The sequence below is a fragment of the Bradyrhizobium paxllaeri genome, assembly GCF_001693515.2.
GTDB lineage: Bacteria > Pseudomonadota > Alphaproteobacteria > Rhizobiales > Xanthobacteraceae > Bradyrhizobium > Bradyrhizobium paxllaeri.
This window is the reverse complement of sequence record NZ_CP042968.1, coordinates 2293849-2309119: the sequence shown is the minus strand read 5'-3', so window position 1 is coordinate 2309119 and position 15271 is coordinate 2293849. Positions and strand designations below refer to the sequence as shown.

The following is a 15271-nucleotide window of genomic DNA, read 5'->3' as shown; positions in this document are numbered from 1 at the left end:
GGATGGTTTCAGGCCCGCGCCGCGCGCTATTATCGCGGCCAATATTCTTCTCCGCAGAAAATCAACACGGGAGCCAACATGGATCTGAAATTCTCCAAGGTGACGCGCAAGGGGCCGATCACGATCATCACGCTGTCGCGGCCGGAAGTGTACAATGCGCTGCATATCGATGCGCATTTCGAACTCAACAAGGTGTTCGACGATTTCTCCGCGGACCCTGAGCAATGGGTGGCGATCGTCACCGGCGCGGGCGACAAGGCGTTCTGCGCCGGCAACGACCTGAAATGGCAGGCAGCCGGCGGAAAGCGCGGCTGGGACAAGGGCGGCTTCGCCGGCCTCACCTCGCGGTTCGACTGCGACAAGCCGATCATCGCCGCCGTCAACGGCGTCGCGATGGGCGGCGGCTTCGAGATCGCGCTGGCCTGCGACCTGATCATCGCCTCTGACAATGCCACCTTCGCCCTGCCTGAACCGCGCGTCGGCCTCGCCGCACTGGCCGGCGGCGTGCACAGGTTGCCGCGCCAGATCGGGCTGAAGCGCGCCATGGGCATGATCCTCACTGCGCGGCACGTTTCGGCCAAGGAAGGCCTTCAGCTCGGTTTTGTGAATGAGGTGGTTCCCGCCGGTGAAGCGCTTGCGGCGGCCGAGCGTTGGGCGGAGACGATCTGCAAGAACTCGCCGATGTCGATCCGCGCCTCCAAGCAGGCGATCCAGCGCGGGCTTGAGGTGTCGCTGGAACAGGCGATCGCCGAGCAGCGGGAGTATCCGGCGGTGAAGGCGATGGCGGCGTCGCAGGATTATATCGAGGGACCGAAGGCGTTTGCGGAGAAGCGACCGCCGAAATGGCTGGGGCGGTGAGGATCGCAACGCTCCATCCACGTCATTGCGAGCGCAGCGAAGCAATCCACATATCCGCTTGCGGCGAGATGGATTGCGTCGTCGCTTCGCTCCCTTGCACAAACGCTTCGCGTTTGTCGCAGGCAATGACGGCGGAGAGTTGGTCGCGACCCTACTTATTCCCCAACTCCCGTTTATACGACGCATAGTTCGGTTGGTCGACAGCGAGCTTGTCCATCGTCGTCTGCCAGAGATGCTCCGCCAGCCCCGGCGTCTGCAGATCGACCTCGCCGTTTGCAATCTTCTCCGACAGCGCGCGATTCAACTCGACCAGCGAGCCATCCGCGCCCAGCAACTGCTTCAGTCGCTCGGCCTCCGCCGCATCGCTCCCCTGTTCCAGCGCCAACTGCCGTGTCACGAGATCAAGCGCATTGATACCGACGCGAAGCTTGAAGGCGTTGTGGCCCTTGATCTCTGGCGCGATCTCGTTGCGGAGGAAATCCGCAACCGCCTTGATCAGTTCGGTGGGTGTCGGTTCGTCCTGCATCTCAACCTCCCCGCGGCGCCAACAATCGCAACAGATCGATTTCCGTTTCCGATGAGCGCCGCCCGATCATGGCGCGCTCCATCGAATGATCAGGGCCTTGCCGAAAACGCTGCATCATGCCGCAGCACATGATGCCCCAGCGCAGCGTGCCCATCACTTCCCAGAACATCACCCGGTCAGCATCGACCGAGCGGCCGGCTTCCTCATAGCCTGCGAACAGCTCTTCGCGCGTACCGAAGCCGCCGACCGGTTTGTCGATCTCGCCGAAGCGCCAGGAGTTGACGCAGATCCACCCCAGGTCCTCCATTGGATCGCCGAAATGCGCGAGCTCCCAATCCAGCACCGCGCGCACGCCATCGGGGCCGATGATGAGATTGCCGTGGCGGAAATCGCCATGCACCAGCGTCACCTCCCGCGACGGTCCGGGATCGTGCTCGCGCAGCCAGCGTAGCGCCAGCTCGAACACCGGTCGTGGCCAGTTGAAGCTGCGGTATTCCCGCTCGAGGTCGGCGATTTCCGTCGTCGCGCTCATCTCGCGCAGCTTCGGCAGCTTTGCCGCCGGCAGGCCGTGGATACCCGCGATGACGCGGCCCAACTGCCACGCCAATAGCGGCCGCGCCTTGGTGAATTGCTCGTCGCGCAAAATCTTGCGCGCGATGGTCTCGCCCTCAATCCGCTGCATGATGAAGCCGCGGCCGAGTTCGTCCTCCGGCTTCAGTACATGCATCACGCGCGGCGACGGCAGGCCGGTATCATGCGCGAGTTGCATCAGCGTCGCTTCGGCATCGAGGCCAGCCGCCCGTCCCGGCGAGGCGCCATAGCCCGGCGGCGCGCGGCGCAGGATGGCGCCGACATCGCCGTTCGGATGCACGATGTCGAACGTCCAGGTCTCCTGGCTGGCGCCGCCGGAGAGTTTTGCGGCACCAGTGACGCCGGTCGCTCCCGGATACCAGGAGGCGACGCAGCGTCCGAGTTGGTCCTCGATCATTTGCCCTTGAACTTGGCGGGACGCTTTTCCAGGAACGCAGTGACGCCTTCCTTGAAGTCTTCCGCGGCACCCGCGATGCGCTGCGATTCGTATTCGAGGTTGAGCTGTTCCTCGAAGGAGTTTTCCGGGCTATCCCAATAGAGTTTTCGGATCAGCGACAGCGCGATGGTGGGACCATTGGCGAGCTCATGCGCGAGCCTCATCGCCTCTTCCATCAATACCGCGTCGTCATGGACGCGGTTGACGAGGCCCCATTCCAGCGCCTTCTCGGCCGGCAGCCGTTCGCCCATCAAGGACAGCTCGACCGAGCGCGCCTTGCCGATCATGCGCGGCAACAGCCAGGTCGAGCCGCAATCCGGCACCAGGCCGATGCGCCGGAACGCCTGCAGGAAGTAGGACGAGCGCGCGCACAGGATCATGTCGCCCATCAATGCAAAACTCATCCCGGCGCCGGCGGCAGGACCGTTGACGGCAGTGACGAGCGGGCAATGCAGCCGGCGAATGCGGCGCAGGAACGGATGGAAACCGATTTCCAGCGATTGCCCGGCATTGCTCTTGCCGGGCTTCTGGTTGTTGCGGCCCTGCAGGTTGGCGCCGGTGCAGAAGGCGCGGCCTGCGCCGGTCAGCACGACGCAGCGGACTTCGTCGCGCTTGTCGTCGATCGCATCGAGCGCCTCGCCAAGTCCGCCCAGCATGTCCATCGATACCGCGTTCATGACCTCCTGATGGTCGAGCTTGAGAACGGCGACCGGGCCGTCGAAATCGAGCGTGACGTGCTTGAACTGCATTGTTTCCTCTTGACTTGTGTTTACGCGCTATTTCGCTGCGCGGAAGACCTGATGATGTCGCGCCCATATTTGATTTTCCTGACGGCGTTGTCCATGCTTGCGCCAGAACATCTGCCCGCCACCGGGCGCAAGTCTGCTATTCAAACAAATTGGAAACATCCCATGAGCATCTTTGACCTCACCGGCCGCACGGCCGTCATCACCGGCGGCAATGGCGGTATCGGCCTCGGTATCGCGCAGGCGCTGAACGCGCAGGGCTGCAACGTCTCGATCTGGGGCCGCAACGCGGACAAGAACAAGGCCGCGGCCGCGACCATGTCGGCCGGGCCCGGCAAGGTTCATACAGAGACCTGCGACGTCTCCGATCCCGCCTCCGTCAAGGCCGCGATGAAAGCGACCCTCGACACGTTCGGCCGCGTCGACGGCTGCTTTGCCAATGCCGGTATCGGCGGCGGCGGACGCCGGTCCTTTATCGACCGCACCGAGGAAGAGTGGCGAAAAATGTTCGCGACCAATCTCGACGGCGTCTTCCATGTGTTTCAGGCCGCGGCCCGCCACATGACCGAACGCGCGGAGGCCGGCGACAAGTTCGGCCGGCTGGTCGCGACCTCCAGCCTCGCCTCGCTGTTCGGCACCGCCCGCAACGAGCATTACGCCGGCACGAAAGCGGCGCTGAACGCGCTGTGCCGCGCGCTCGCGGTCGAGCTTGCGCGCCACGGCGTCACCGCGAATGCGATCCTGCCCGGCTGGATCAAGAGCGACATGACCGCCGGCATCATGGCGAATGACAAGTTCGTCGCCAACGTGATGCCCCGCATTCCTGTCCGCCGCTTCGGCGAGCCGACGGATTTCGGCGGCATCGCGGTGTACATCATGAGCAAGGCCTCATCGTATCATACGGCGGATTGTTTTGTGATCGATGGCGGCTATACGGCGTTTTGAGGTTGGGTGCGGCGCTGCCGGCGACCTGCCCTTGCGCGGAAAGCAAATCAGTTCGCAGTTTCGTAGGGTGGGCAAAGGCGCGATCGCGCCGTGCCCACCATCATTACCGATCGCACTAGCTGATGGTGGGCACGCTACGCTTTGCCCACCCTACGACATCTGCGCCGCGGCCGCCGCAACGGCATCAGCACTATCCCGGTTTTCGGGAAACTCCATAGCGCAAGGCGGCAATTGTTTCCCGGCATAATCGAAGCCAGGTTCACTCACATCACCCCAACTGAGTTCGCTTTTGGTCGGGCGATGGAGGATTGCTGCATGACGTCAGACAGGCGCACGTTTCTGGGCACCGGCCTCGGCATCGCCGCCGCCGTTACTTCGCACACCTACGGCCTGACCGCCGGCGAAATGCCGTCGCGCGATGGCCTTCGCACCGAGGCAAGCGAGGATTTCGGACGCCTGATCCATCGGGAACCGCGCGCGGTGGCGCAGCCGGTTTCCAGTGCGGAGGTCGCCGGCCTGTTGCGGCTGGCGAGAAGCGAGGGGCTGAAGGTTGCGGCGCGTGGTCAGGGCCATTCGATCTATGGTCGCTCGCTGAGCGAGGACGGCATCGTGATCGACATGGGCAGGCTCAATTCGATCCGCGAACTCCGGCCGGACCGCATCGTGGTCGAGGCGGGCGCCACCTGGAAAAGCGTGCTCGACGGCACGCTCTCGCAAGGCCTGACGCCGCCGGTGCTGACCAACTATCTCGGCCTGTCGGTCGGCGGCACATTGGCGGTCGGCGGAATCGGCGCGGCGTCTTCCCGATATGGCATGCAGACCGACAATGTCCTCGAACTCGACGTGGTCACCGGAGACGGTCAGGAGCTGACCTGCTCGGCGGAATCGAACCCCAATGCCTTTGACGCCGTTCGCGCCGGGCTCGGCCAGTGCGGCATCATCACGCGTGCGACCTTGCGCCTGGTACGTGCTCCGGAGCGCGTGCGACGCTTTCAACTGTTCTATCCTGGCCTGACCGAACTGATGGCCGACCAACAGCGCGTCCTGGCAGAAGAACGCTTCGACCAGTTGCAGGGAGCGATCCTCCCCGATGGCGCCGGGGGCTGGCGATATCAGCTTGACGGGGCCGTGTACTACACCGGGGACCGGTCGCCGGACGATACCGCCCTGCTCAAGGGACTATCGGGCACGCGCAGCGCCGCCGTGATAACCGACCTGACCTATGGCGAGGACGCCGCCGCATTTGCAAAGTTCGAAGCCCTGCTGCGATCGAAGGGCCAATGGTCTACGCCCAAGCCTTGGCTGTTGACGTTCCTGCCCGGCAGCAACGCGGAACAGATTGCGCGCGAAATCCTTGCCGGATTGACCGATGCGAATGTCGGGCCGTTCGGACGGATCACCATCTATCCGATGCTGACGCGCGCGTGCCGCACGCCGCCGTTTCGTCTGCCGGACGAGAACGTCGTCTTCCCGTTCAACATCATCCGCATGCCGGCTTCGGACGATGCCGCCGCGGCGGAGCGCATGGTCGAGCAGAACCGGGCGCTCTACGATCGCATCCGCAGTGCCGGCGGCGTGCAGTATCCGGTCGGCGCCTTTCCGATGTCGCACGGTGACTGGAAGAACCATTTCGGATCGAGCTGGCCGCGATTCAGTGAAATCAAGCAGCGCCTCGATCCGGCGAATATACTCACGCCGGGTTACGGTATCTTCCAGGATTAAAGCAGCTCGGTCTTGAGACCGTTCGCAAGGAAATCGGCAAAGCGCCGCATCCGCTCCAGCGGCGCTTTCGTCGGCGGCCAGACAAGCTGGATCGGCATGCCGTCGGTCTCGAATTCAGCCAGCACGATCGCAAGCGTGCCCTGCTCGACCAGCTCCCTGATCTGCCAGAGCGGCAATTGCGCGAGGCCGACGCCCTCGCCGGCGACCGCGCGGATCGCTGCGGCGCTGTTGGAGTGAAAGCGGCCGGAGACCCTCACCTTCTGCAACTTGCCGCCGACGCGAAACGGCCATTTGTCGGTCCCGCCGGTGCCCGCCCGCAGCACGCAGTGATGACTTTCGAGCTGATCGGGATGTTTCGGGGTGCCATGCTCCGCGAGATAGGACGGTGCGCCACACGTCACGACGCGCAGCGCCTGCAGGCGCCGCGCGGTCAGCTGTTCGTCGACGGACTCGCCGATCCGCACCGCCATGTCGATCCCGTCGGCAACCAGATCTACCTGATCGTCGGATGCTTTCAGCTCGACCTCTACGTTCGGATAAAGCTTTAGAAAGCGGCCGATGATCGGCGCGACATAGGACGAGGCGAACAATACCGGCGCGCCGATCTTCAGCGGACCCGAGACCTCGCCGCGGATGTTGGCGGCTTCGTTGCGAGCTTCGATGATCTCGGCAACGGCCGGCTTGATGCGCTCGTAGAACATGCGCCCGGCTTCTGTCGGCTCCGATCGCCGCGTCGTGCGCTTGATGAGTTCGACGCCGACGGCGCGTTCGAGGGCGATCAGCGAGCGGTTGAGCGATTGCAGCGGACGCCGGAGGTGGCGCGCGGCGGCCGCCTGACTGCCCTTCTCGACCACGGCCACGAATGCTTCGAGGTCGTCCAACCGTTCCATGCCGGGATCCCTCTTCGCGATGCTGTATCAAGCAGCATTGCTCCATCTGGGTTTCATCGCGGGAGCAACACGAAGTCACGGCACGGAGCCGGCTGGTCGCCGGCACGACGAGACCCGCCACTGCGACAGCGGCGGGTCTCTGCTCTATCGGCTTAGCCCCACGGACCGCGCGAGGCCGAGGGCCGGCCCCACGGGCCGCGGCGCGGGTAGTTGCCACGGGCGTCGACGGAAAGCGTTCCGCCCTGCGCGCCCATCTGCGCCGCGAGCTGCTGCAAGGCGGCGATGCGGTTCTCAGTCGAGGGGTGCGTCGTGAACAGATTGTCCATGCCCTGCCCCGACAGCGGGTTGATGATGAACATGTGCGCGGTAGCCGGATTGCGCTCGGCTTCCGGGTTCGGCACCACATGCGCGGCACCCGCGATCTTGCTCAAAGCGGATGCAAGCCACATCGGCTGGCCGCAGATGCGCGCGCCGAGGTCGTCGGCCGCGTATTCGCGGGTACGGCTGATCGCCATCTGCACCAGCATGGCGCCGAGCGGCGCCAGGATCATCATCGCGATCGAGCCGATCATGCCGGGGCCGTGATTGCTGTCACGGTTGCCGCCGAAGAACATGCCGAACTGCGCCAGCATCGAGATCGCACCGGCGATGGTCGCGGTGATGGTCATCAAGAGCGTGTCGTGATTTTTGATGTGCGCGAGCTCGTGCGCGATCACGCCGGCGAGTTCTTCGCGGCTGAGTGACTGCATCAGGCCCGTGGTGACGGCGACCGCGGCGTTCTGCGGATTGCGGCCGGTGGCGAAGGCGTTCGGCTGCGCCTCGTCCATCACGAACACGCGCGGCATCGGCAGCCCGGCACGGCCGGCAAGCTCGGCCACGAGGTGAACGAGGTCGGGCGCGCTGTTGCGGTCGACCTCATGGGCGCCGTACATCGACAGCACCATGCGGTCCGAATTCCAGTAGGCAAATATGTTGGTGGCGGCCGCGATCACGAGCGCGATCATGGCACCGGTGGCGCCGCCAATCAGATAGCCGACGCCCATGAAGAGGCCGGTAAGACCGGCCAATAGAATGGCAGTCTTGAAATAGCTCATTGTCGTCTCCCTACAGCCTGCGGCGGATAGGCCGTGGCTGGCATCCCAGAGGTAGGAACTGCCCTGACGGTGCTGCAAGAGGCGGTAGTGCGTCGTGGCGCCGCGCTGGCCTTCGAAAACCGCCCCTCCGGCCGGATTACTGGAATGTAATCTGCAAAGCTCTGGCTGGTTTTCGGGCATCTCGACGGTTGCCCCGCCTCCTTGTGCAACGCCAATACCACCGTCTACATTGCCGGCAACGGACAGCGCGCAGGATTTGTTCCGCCCAGCGAAAGTGAAGCGCCGAGCAATCGCGTTGTTCGTCGGAAAAACTGGGAGGAATTGACTAATGTTTTCGCATATCATGATCGGCACCAACGACCTGGAAAAGGCCAAGGCGTTCTATGACGCATTGCTCGGCACGCTCGGCGTCCGGCCGGCAAAGGTCGATGGCCACCGCATCTTCTATTTCACCAAGACCGGGGTGTTCTCGGTGACCAAGCCGATCAACGGCCAGCCGGCGACGGCGGCGAATGGCGGCACCATCGGTTTTTCGGCTGACTCACCCGAGCAGGCCGACGCCTGGCATGCGGCCGGCATCGCCAACGGCGGCACAACTTGCGAAAATCCGCCGGGCATTCGCGAAGGCGCGGGCGGCAAACTCTATCTCGCCTATTTGCGCGATCTCGACGGCAACAAGATCTGCGCCATGCACCGGATACCGGCGTAGCTTCATCTCCTTCGTCATGGCCGGGCTTGCCCGGCCATGACGGGCGAGTGACTTTGACCCGCGTTGGCGCAATCGAAGGAAGGCCATGCCATGAATCGATTTGTCAGCTCCCTGGCCGCGGCCCTCGCCCTGTTCGCGACGACGTCGCTGCCGGTCCATGCAGAACTCGATGTCGCCCAACTGAAGAAGACGATCCAGGCCTCGATCGAAAGCGATTACCCAAAGCTCGACGCGCTCTACAAGGATATCCACGCCCACCCGGAACTTGCCTTTCAGGAAGTGAAGACCGCCGCCAGGCTCGCCGCGGAGATGCGCGCGCTCGGCTTCGACGTCACCGAGAACGTCGGCAAGACCGGGCTGGTCGCGATCTACAGGAATGGCGAAGGGCCCACCATCATGGTGCGCACCGAACTCGACGGCCTGCCGATGGAGGAAAAGACCGGCCTCGACTATGCGAGCCGCGACAAGACCAGCTGGATGGGGCGGGAAGTGTTCGTCGCCCATAGCTGCGGCCACGACATCCACATGGCGAGCTGGGTCGGAACGGCGAAGATGCTGCTCGGCCTGAAAGCTCATTGGCAGGGCTCGCTGATGTTCATCGCGCAGCCCGCCGAAGAAATCGTGGCAGGCGCCAAGGCGATGCTGGCGGATGGCCTGTTCACGCGGTTTGGCAAGCCCGACATCGCCCTTGCCCTGCATGCCGGCCCGACGGCTCATGGCATGGTCTTCTATCGTGCCGGGGTCGGCTCATCCGCCGCCGATGGTCTCGATATCACATTCCACGGCCGCGGCGGTCACGGCTCGGCGCCGCACACGACCATCGATCCCGTCGGGATCGCGGCGCGATTCATCGTCGACGTGCAAAGCGTGATCAGCCGAGAAAAGGACCCGTCTGAATTCGGCGTCGTGAGCATCGGCGCCATTCACGGCGGCACCGCCCCGAATATCATCCCCGACTCGGTGCGGCTCGCCGGCACCATCCGCACCTACAAGCCCGAGGTCCGCGCCAAACTGCATGCCGGGATCGAACGTACCGCAAAGGCCGCCGCTGCGATGTCGGATGCACCGCCGCCTGACATCAAGATCGCCGAGGGCACCAAGCCCGTCATGAACGATCCCGACGTGGTCGCGGCCACGGCCGAGGTGTTAAAGATAGCGTTCGGTGACAAGTTCAGGACTTCGCCGCCCTCGACGGCCAGCGAGGATTTTTCCGAATTCGCCGGCGCCGGGGTGCCGTCGATGATGTTCAACATCGGCGTCTATGACGAGGCACGGTTCGTCGCGGCACGCAATGGCTCCGGCCCGCCGATACCATCCAATCATTCGCCGCTGTTCGCGCCGGTGCCGAGGCCGACCATCGAAACCGGCATCACCGCGATGACGCTCGCGGTGCTCAGCGCGTTCGACCAGAAGGCGCGGCGGAAGTAAGACGCAGCCGCAGCGCCGCTTCCCATGAGACGGAAAATCGTTGCCCTTCGCACGCGCTTGTACAAGCCCCTCCCCGCCGTCTACATTGCCGGCCAACGAGCCAAGCGCGCGCCCGCGGGATCAACATTTCCTGCGTAAATGGGAGGAATATCCATGAAACACGCCTATATCCCGCGAACCACGACCTACAATCTCAATCCGGGCGAGGAGCTGAACGATTTGCGCATGTCGGACGAGGTCCGTCCGCTGTATGAGCACGTCAAGAAGTTCATCCGCGAAACCGTCGATCCGATGTCGGTCGAGTTCATGCGGCTTGGCGAGGCCAAGAAGGATCGCTGGAGCTTTACGCCCGAGCAGCTCGCGGTGCTGCAGAAGGCCAAGGACAAGGCCAAGGAGGAAGGTCTCTGGAACTTCTTCCTTCCCGATGCCGAGACCGGCGAAGGCCTGAAGAATCTCGATTACGCCTATATCGCGGTGGAGCTGGCGAAAAATCCGATGGCCTCGGAGACCATGAACTGCTCGGCGCCCGACACCGGCAACATGGAAGTGCTGGAGCGCGTTGGCACCAAGGCGCAGAAGGAGAAGTGGCTGAAGCCGCTGCTGGCCGGCGAGATCCGCTCGGCCTACGCGATGACCGAGCCGAACGTCGCCTCCTCCGACGCCAAGAACATTTCCACCACCGCAAAGCTGGTCGGCGACGAATGGGTGATCAACGGCGAGAAGTATTACATTTCGGGCGCTGGCGATCCGCGCTGCAAGATCATGATCGTGATGGTGAAGACCAATCCCGATGCGCCGCCGAGCAAGCAGCAATCGCAGATCCTGGTGCCGATCGACACGCCCGGCGTGGAAATTCTTGGACCGATGCACGTGTTCGGCCACGACCACGCGCCGCGCGGCCACATGCATCTGCGCTTCAACAATTGCCGGGTGCCGAAGGAGAACATGCTGCTCGGCGAAGGCCGCGGCTTTGAAATCTCGCAGGTTCGCCTCGGACCGGGACGCATCCATCACTGCATGCGCACGATCGGCAAGGCGGAAAAGGCGCTCGACCTGATGGTGCAGCGCGGCCTCACCCGCGAAGCCTTCGGCAAGAAGATCGCCCATCTCGGCGGCAATATGCAGATCATCGCGCAGGCGCGCTGCGAGATTGAGGCGATGCGGCTGATGGTGCTGAAGGCGGCGAAAGCCATGGACGTGCTTGGCAACAAGGAAGCGCGGATCTGGGTCAGCATGGTCAAGGCGATGGTGCCGGAGCGCACCTGCAAGATCATCGACCAGGCGATCCAGATGCACGGCGCCACCGGCATTTCGCACTGGAGCCCACTCGGCGAGATGTACCAGGATGTCCGACACCTGCGCTTCGCCGACGGCCCGGATGAAGTGCACTGGATGGTGGTCGGACGGCACGAGCTGAGCATGCCGTAGGGTTAAGCTGTCGTAGGGTGGGCAAAGGCGCGCAAGCGCCGTGCCCACCACACCTTGCGCCCGCGCAAAATGGTGGGCACGCTGCGCTTTGCCCACCCTACGCGGAGCCCGTTGCATGCAATATGATCCCGGTGACCTCAAACCGCGCGAGCGCTACAAGGTGCTCACCTCCTTCGTGTTGCCGCGGCCGATTGCGTGGGTGACTTCGGTCGGACCAACCGGCGTGGTCAATGCGGCGCCGTTCAGTTTCTTCAACGTGTTCTGCGAGGATCCACCGCTCTGCATGTTCGCGGCCAATCTGCGGCCCGACGGGCGCATCAAGGACACCGTGATCAACATTCGCCGGACTAACGAGTTCGTCGTCAACATGACCGACGAGCCCTTGGCGCAGGCGATGCATGAATCCAGCGGCGATTTTCCACCCGACGTCGGCGAGCCGGACTATCTGAATCTAAAGCTCGCGCCCTCGACGAAAATCGCCGTGCCACGGCTGGCGGACGCGCCGTTTGCGATGGAATGCAAGACCTGGAAGGAGATCGACGTCAACGGCGACCGGCTGCTGGTGATGGGCGAAGGCATCCACTTCCACATCCGCGATGAATTGTGGGATCACGCTGCGATGCGCGTGCACATGGAGCACTATCACCCGATCGGCCGCATGTTCGCGGACCGCTACTGCCGGACGGATGACCGCGTGGTGTTTCCACCGGCGGAAGGGGCGAAGACGGCGGTGTAGTCCGTAGATCGTAGGTGCGTAGGGTGGGCAAATCGAAGCGTGCCCACCATTTCAACCGCGCACGAAGATGGTGGGCACGGCGCAAGCGCGCCTTTGCCCACCCTACGAAGCCGGCCTATGCGCGCGCAGGAAAGACCGGATCTGGCGCACGGCAAGCGGCACGTGCTCTTTCGGCTCCTTCCACGGAAACAAACTCACTTCCGCATTCGGCGCCAGCAACGCGCTCTCCATCGCAACCGCGTAAGGATGCGCCGGGATATCGTCGGGCAGGATCAGCACTGGCGTCTGACATTGACGCACGAAATCGCGCGTCACCGTGAAGACGAAATCCGGATCGGTGCGGTACATCCGCGTCAGGAATTTCTCGGCCTGCTCCATTGTGATGTCGGGCCGGCTCGCGACGAGCTGCGGCGCCCAGCCCTTCATGTTGTTGTCGTAGAACAGGTCGCGCATTTCGGGACGCGAGCCCGACGGCATCGCGAGCACGCCCGCGACGACGCGATCGGGCGCGCGCTTGATCAGATTCCAGATCAAGGGGCCGCCGATGCAGAAACCCAGCACCATGAACTTGTCGAAGCCGAGATGATCCATCAGCGCGAGCTGGTCGTCGGTGTGGGAATCCCAGGGGCGGTCGATTTCGAGCGGGCCCGAGGATTGCCCGGGCGGCGCGTTGCGCAGATCGTAGGCGATGCAGCGGTACTCATCGCCGAATTCCTTGATGGCGTTGAACGGCGGATAGTCGCCGGTGATGCCCGATATGTTCGAGTTCAACCCACCACCGGCGATCAGGAGCAGCGGGAAGCCGGAGCCAGCTTCTTCGTAATGGATGCGGACCGCGCCTTTTTCGAAAAAGCTCATGGCGTTTCCCCTACCCTCTCCTCACGTCTTCGTCGGCTCGCCGATCTTGTCCTGCGTCTTCGTATCGAAATCGCTGGCGTCATGCCGCTCGTGCAGCTGGCTCGCCGGATCGCCGGAGATGCGGTTGACCATGCGGCCGCGCTTCACTGCCGGACGTTTGGCGATCGCGTCGGTCCAGCGCTGCACGTTCTTGTATTCGTGCACCGAGAGAAATTCGCCGGCGCCATAGACCAGGCCCTTGGCCAGCGCGCCGTACCACGGCCATGTCGCCATGTCGGCGATCGTGTAGTCCTTGCCTGCAAGAAATTCGTTATCGGCCAGGCGGCGATCGAGCACGTCGAGCTGGCGCTTCACCTCCATGGCGTAGCGGTTAATGGCGTATTCGATCTTGGTCGGCGCGTAGGCGTAAAAGTGGCCAAAACCGCCGCCGAGGAACGGTGCGCTGCCCATCTGCCAGAACAGCCATGACAGGCATTCCGCCCGCGCCTCGCCGCTCGTCGGCAGGAAGGCGCCGAACTTTTCGGCCAGGTGCATCAGGATGGCGCCGGATTCGAACACGCGGATCGGGGTCGGTCCGCTGCGGTCCATCAGCGCGGGAATTTTAGAGTTCGGATTAACCCCTACAAACCCGCTGCCGAACTGGTTGCCGTCGATCTTGATCAGCCAGGCGTCGTATTCCGCGCCACTGTGGCCGGCGGCAAGCAACTCCTCGAACATCACGGTGACCTTGACGCCGTTGGGAGTAGCCAGCGAATAAAGCTGGAACGGATGGCGGCCGACCGGCAGCTCCGCCTCATGCGTGGGGCCCGCGATCGGACGATTGATGGCGGCGAATTGGCCGCCGCTTGCCTTGTTCCAGGTCCAGACTGTTGGCGGGGTGTATTCGGCGGGTTCGTTGACGGGGGCGTCGGTCATTTCTTTTTATCTCCAGAGCCACAGGGCGGGCAAAGGCGCGCTTGCACCATGCCTACCACGCAAATGTGCGTGTTGCATATGGTGGCCACAACCCGCCTTGCCTACCCTACATATCTGCGTGATGGGCCCGCGGCCGCAGATGTACTCGGAGCAATGCTTCTGTGGCTGGCGTGGTCGAGATCGGCCATACTGGATGTGTCGCTACAGCAGAGACCTTCCAGATGCTCCCATCACAGCGCGCCTTGTTCGAGATACCGCGCCAGGTTTGCTACCTCAATGCCGCCTCTTACAGCCCGCTGCCGCTTCGAACCCTGGAGGCCGGGCGATCAGCGGTTCTCCGCAAGGGAACGCCATGGACGCTCGAGGCCTCCTTCGCCAGCCAGCAGAATGAGCGCGCGCGCCTGGCTGCCGCCCGGTTGATCAATGCCGAGGCCTCTGATATCGCGCTGATCCCCTCGATCAGCTACGGCGTTGCGACCGCCGCGAAGATCCTGCCGATCGCCCGCGGCACCCGCGTGATCGTGCTGGAGAACGATCATTCCTCGCCGGTGCTCGAATGGCATACCCGGGCCGAGGCGGAAGGGTTTTCCGTCGAGACGGTTCGGCAACCCAACGACGGCGACTGGACGTCGGCGGTGCTTGCCGCGGTCGAACGATCCGGCGCGCCGCCGGTCAGCCTGGCCTCGATCTCTTCGGTCCACTGGTCGGATGGCGGGCTGATCGATGTCGACAAGGTCGGCGAAACACTGCGGCGACAGGGCGCCGCCTTCCTTGTCGACGCGACGCAGAGCACCGGCGTACTGATGACCGATGTGAAGCGTCTCGACCCGGATTTTGTGGTCTTCCCGACCTATAAATGGCTGCTCGGCCCTTACGGCCGCGCCTTTCTCTATGTTGCAAAACGCCATCAAGGCGGAATCCCGCTGGAGCAGACCGCGTCCGGCCGCCGCAACGTGCGCGCCGAGAACGCGGTCTATTTCACCGATTCCAGTTACGTCGGCGATGCCCGTCGCTACGATATGGGCGAGCGCGATTATTTCATCTCGATGGAGATGGCCTCGATCGGCATGGAGATGATGGCCGAATGGGGAGCGCCGGCCATCACGCAACGCCTCACGATGCTGACGGAGCGGATCGCGGCGGGCGTGCGCGACATCGGCGTCAGCGTGCCCGAGCCTGGTCTCCGCAGCCCGCATATCTTGAGCCTCGCTTTCAAGGGCGGCATGCCGGCCGGATTGATCGAGGGAATGGCAAGCGAGGGCGTCTACGTCGTGCCGCGTTTGGGACGCATGCGCGTCTCGCCGCACGTCTATAATGACGAAGCCGACGCTGACCGGTTTGTCGAGGTGTTGAGCCGGCGGCTGCGCGCCTGACGCGCAGGGTGGGCAA

At 63.7% G+C, this 15271-nt stretch carries 15 protein-coding genes; 8 read left to right on the top strand and 7 right to left on the bottom strand.

The annotated features are described in order from the left end of the window. Positions 1-78 precede the first annotated feature (78 nt). The gene (locus LMTR21_RS10875; protein WP_065756508.1) at positions 79-858 is read left to right on the top strand and encodes an enoyl-CoA hydratase-related protein; all 780 of its coding nucleotides are present in this window, start codon (positions 79-81) and stop codon (positions 856-858) included. A gap of 151 nt (positions 859-1009) precedes the next feature. Here the strand turns inward: LMTR21_RS10875 and LMTR21_RS10870 are convergent, their stop codons facing one another. The 3 genes from LMTR21_RS10870 to LMTR21_RS10860 are packed head-to-tail and all read right to left on the bottom strand — an operon-like array spanning position 1010 to position 3160. Beyond that, a complete protein-coding gene (locus LMTR21_RS10870; RefSeq protein ID WP_065756509.1) occupies positions 1010-1384 on the bottom strand; it encodes a DUF6285 domain-containing protein in 375 nt (124 codons plus the stop codon). A gap of 1 nt (position 1385) precedes the next feature. Further along, on the bottom strand, positions 1386-2372 hold the full coding sequence (locus LMTR21_RS10865) for a phosphotransferase family protein (RefSeq protein ID WP_065756510.1): 987 nt from the start codon (positions 2370-2372) through the stop codon (positions 1386-1388). After that, entirely contained in the window at positions 2369-3160 is a 792-nt protein-coding gene (locus LMTR21_RS10860; protein ID WP_065756511.1) for an enoyl-CoA hydratase/isomerase, read from the bottom strand. Before LMTR21_RS10860 ends, LMTR21_RS10865 begins: the two co-directional genes overlap by 4 nt. Before the next feature lie 162 nt (positions 3161-3322). Here LMTR21_RS10860 and LMTR21_RS10855 point away from each other — a divergent pair, with 162 nt between their 5' ends. Next, complete coding sequence (locus tag LMTR21_RS10855; protein WP_065756512.1) at positions 3323-4102, top strand: SDR family NAD(P)-dependent oxidoreductase; 780 nt, start codon at positions 3323-3325, stop codon at positions 4100-4102. Between the two features lie 315 nt (positions 4103-4417). Continuing rightward, positions 4418-5824, top strand: coding sequence for an FAD-binding protein (locus LMTR21_RS10850; protein ID WP_246175431.1), 1407 nt, complete (start codon positions 4418-4420; stop codon positions 5822-5824). On the opposite strand, the gene LMTR21_RS10845 is transcribed toward LMTR21_RS10850, so the two are convergent. Both LMTR21_RS10845 and htpX read right to left on the bottom strand, forming a co-directional pair. After that, the gene (locus tag LMTR21_RS10845) at positions 5821-6714 is read right to left on the bottom strand and encodes a LysR family transcriptional regulator (RefSeq protein ID WP_065756513.1); all 894 of its coding nucleotides are present in this window, start codon (positions 6712-6714) and stop codon (positions 5821-5823) included. The genes LMTR21_RS10850 and LMTR21_RS10845 overlap by 4 nt on opposite strands. 152 nt (positions 6715-6866) lie before the next feature. After that, positions 6867-7808: a zinc metalloprotease HtpX gene (gene htpX, locus LMTR21_RS10840; protein ID WP_148635952.1), complete on the bottom strand. Its 942-nt coding sequence runs from the start codon at positions 7806-7808 to the stop codon at positions 6867-6869. A 328-nt stretch (positions 7809-8136) separates the two neighbouring features. Here htpX and LMTR21_RS10835 point away from each other — a divergent pair, with 328 nt between their 5' ends. The 4 genes from LMTR21_RS10835 to LMTR21_RS10820 all read left to right on the top strand — a co-directional run bounded on the left by LMTR21_RS10835 (position 8137) and on the right by LMTR21_RS10820 (position 12109). Beyond that, positions 8137-8517 (top strand): VOC family protein, encoded by a 381-nt coding sequence (locus LMTR21_RS10835; RefSeq protein ID WP_065756515.1) that lies wholly within the window; start codon positions 8137-8139, stop codon positions 8515-8517. A gap of 90 nt (positions 8518-8607) precedes the next feature. Next, positions 8608-9945 carry an amidohydrolase gene (locus LMTR21_RS10830; protein ID WP_065756516.1) on the top strand — a complete coding sequence of 446 codons (1338 nt, stop codon included), beginning with the start codon at positions 8608-8610 and terminating at the stop codon, positions 9943-9945. Positions 9946-10098: 153 nt separating this feature from the next. Next, the gene (locus LMTR21_RS10825) at positions 10099-11373 is read left to right on the top strand and encodes an acyl-CoA dehydrogenase family protein (protein WP_065756517.1); all 1275 of its coding nucleotides are present in this window, start codon (positions 10099-10101) and stop codon (positions 11371-11373) included. A 115-nt stretch (positions 11374-11488) separates the two neighbouring features. Further along, a complete protein-coding gene (locus LMTR21_RS10820; protein ID WP_065756518.1) occupies positions 11489-12109 on the top strand; it encodes a flavin reductase family protein in 621 nt (206 codons plus the stop codon). Between the two features lie 102 nt (positions 12110-12211). Here the strand turns inward: LMTR21_RS10820 and LMTR21_RS10810 are convergent, their stop codons facing one another. Both LMTR21_RS10810 and yghU read right to left on the bottom strand, forming a co-directional pair. Continuing rightward, positions 12212-12967: an alpha/beta fold hydrolase gene (locus LMTR21_RS10810; RefSeq protein WP_065756519.1), complete on the bottom strand. Its 756-nt coding sequence runs from the start codon at positions 12965-12967 to the stop codon at positions 12212-12214. 21 nt (positions 12968-12988) lie between these two features. Further along, positions 12989-13882 (bottom strand): glutathione-dependent disulfide-bond oxidoreductase, encoded by an 894-nt coding sequence (yghU, locus tag LMTR21_RS10805; RefSeq protein ID WP_065756520.1) that lies wholly within the window; start codon positions 13880-13882, stop codon positions 12989-12991. A gap of 221 nt (positions 13883-14103) precedes the next feature. On the opposite strand from yghU, the gene LMTR21_RS10800 reads away from it, so the two are divergent. After that, positions 14104-15255: an aminotransferase class V-fold PLP-dependent enzyme gene (locus LMTR21_RS10800; protein WP_065756521.1), complete on the top strand. Its 1152-nt coding sequence runs from the start codon at positions 14104-14106 to the stop codon at positions 15253-15255. Positions 15256-15271: the final 16 nt, after the last annotated feature.

Bases quoted from the DNA above. Each gene is read 5' to 3' on its own strand.
- LMTR21_RS10875 (WP_065756508.1), top strand. From the start codon at position 79: ATGGATCTGAAATTCTCCAAGGTGACGCGCAAGGGGCCGATCACGATC.
- LMTR21_RS10870 (WP_065756509.1), bottom strand. From the start codon at position 1,384: ATGCAGGACGAACCGACACCCACCGAACTGATCAAGGCGGTTGCGGAT.
- LMTR21_RS10865 (WP_065756510.1), bottom strand. From the start codon at position 2,372: ATGATCGAGGACCAACTCGGACGCTGCGTCGCCTCCTGGTATCCGGGA.
- LMTR21_RS10860 (WP_065756511.1), bottom strand. From the start codon at position 3,160: ATGCAGTTCAAGCACGTCACGCTCGATTTCGACGGCCCGGTCGCCGTT.
- LMTR21_RS10855 (WP_065756512.1), top strand. From the start codon at position 3,323: ATGAGCATCTTTGACCTCACCGGCCGCACGGCCGTCATCACCGGCGGC.
- LMTR21_RS10850 (WP_246175431.1), top strand. From the start codon at position 4,418: ATGACGTCAGACAGGCGCACGTTTCTGGGCACCGGCCTCGGCATCGCC.
- LMTR21_RS10845 (WP_065756513.1), bottom strand. From the start codon at position 6,714: ATGGAACGGTTGGACGACCTCGAAGCATTCGTGGCCGTGGTCGAGAAG.
- htpX (WP_148635952.1), bottom strand. From the start codon at position 7,808: ATGAGCTATTTCAAGACTGCCATTCTATTGGCCGGTCTTACCGGCCTC.
- LMTR21_RS10835 (WP_065756515.1), top strand. From the start codon at position 8,137: ATGTTTTCGCATATCATGATCGGCACCAACGACCTGGAAAAGGCCAAG.
- LMTR21_RS10830 (WP_065756516.1), top strand. From the start codon at position 8,608: ATGAATCGATTTGTCAGCTCCCTGGCCGCGGCCCTCGCCCTGTTCGCG.
- LMTR21_RS10825 (WP_065756517.1), top strand. From the start codon at position 10,099: ATGAAACACGCCTATATCCCGCGAACCACGACCTACAATCTCAATCCG.
- LMTR21_RS10820 (WP_065756518.1), top strand. From the start codon at position 11,489: ATGCAATATGATCCCGGTGACCTCAAACCGCGCGAGCGCTACAAGGTG.
- LMTR21_RS10810 (WP_065756519.1), bottom strand. From the start codon at position 12,967: ATGAGCTTTTTCGAAAAAGGCGCGGTCCGCATCCATTACGAAGAAGCT.
- yghU (WP_065756520.1), bottom strand. From the start codon at position 13,882: ATGACCGACGCCCCCGTCAACGAACCCGCCGAATACACCCCGCCAACA.
- LMTR21_RS10800 (WP_065756521.1), top strand. From the start codon at position 14,104: ATGCTCCCATCACAGCGCGCCTTGTTCGAGATACCGCGCCAGGTTTGC.